Here is a 1,134-nt window from a genome sequence, read left to right as displayed (position 1 = left end):
ACGTAGATACAACGGATACCCATAGCTTCAGCGTGGATACGACAGGGACACAAGGCGAGGTCACAAATAACGGTGACGGCACCTTTACCTATTCGGCCAACGGAGCCTTTGAGCATCTGGCAGAAGGCGAAACCGCGACCGATACCTTCACCTACACGGTGACCGATGACAGCGGCGCGGCCAATGACAGCGCCACCGAAACCGCCACAATCACAATCACGGGAATTAACGACGTCCCGACTTTGGCCGAGGGTAGTATTGCCGCCAATGAGGACGGAGGTGCTGTTAATTTCGATCTGTCCAGCATAGGCGATGACGTCGACAGTGATGATGATGGCTCCACACTCAAGTATACCATCACAGGCCAACCGGGCGAGGGGGTTGCCAGCATTTCCGGCGCAACTCTGACCTTTGATCCGGGCTCAGAATTCCAGGATCTCGGGCAGGGCGAAACCCGCAATGTGGTGATTCAGATTACTGCCGAGGACGCACATGGTGCGACGGCGGTGAACGATGTGACCGTAACCGTGACCGGTGCGAATGACGCTCCAACTCTGGCGGATGGGCTTGCATCTGCTAGCGAAGACGGCGTGACGGTTGATGTGGATCTCGCGGCTCTTGGCGCGGACGCGGACAGCGACGATGATGGGTCAACGCTGACTTATTCCATCACTGGCACCCCGAGTGAGGGAAGCGCGAGCATTTCTGGCACAACGCTGACCTTTGACCCGGGCTCTGATTTCCAAGACCTTGCACTGGGTGAAACCCGCGATGTGACGATCCAAGTCACCGCCGAGGACGCCCATGGTGCGACGGCAGTAAACCCGGTGACGGTGACCGTGACTGGCGCCAACGACGCTCCAACTCTTGCGGCGGCGCTTGCGTCTGCTGATGAAGACGGCGTGACGGTTGACGTGGATCTCGCAACCCTAGGTGCGGATGTTGACAGCGATGATGATGGGTCCACCCTGACGTATTCTGTGACCGGCAACCCAAGTGAGGGCAGCGCAAGCATCTCTGGTACAACGCTGACCTTCGATCCGGGCGCGGACTTCCAAGACTTGGCCGTGGGCGAAACCCGCGATGTGACAATCCAAGTTACCGCCGAGGACGCCCATGGTGCGACGGCTGTGA

1 protein-coding gene is annotated in these 1,134 nt (G+C 58.7%); it reads left to right on the top strand.

From position 1 onward, the window contains the following. Positions 1 to 1,134, top strand: a 1,134-nt coding sequence (locus tag WG622_RS19185; protein WP_339404909.1) for a cadherin-like domain-containing protein, incomplete at both ends; no start/stop codon positions are given.

The organism is Cognatishimia coralii, from assembly GCF_037478305.1.
In the GTDB taxonomy this organism is placed as follows: domain Bacteria; phylum Pseudomonadota; class Alphaproteobacteria; order Rhodobacterales; family Rhodobacteraceae; genus Cognatishimia; species Cognatishimia coralii.
The sequence above is the reverse complement of the archived record's forward strand: the minus strand, read 5'-3'. Positions and strand labels throughout refer to the sequence as shown.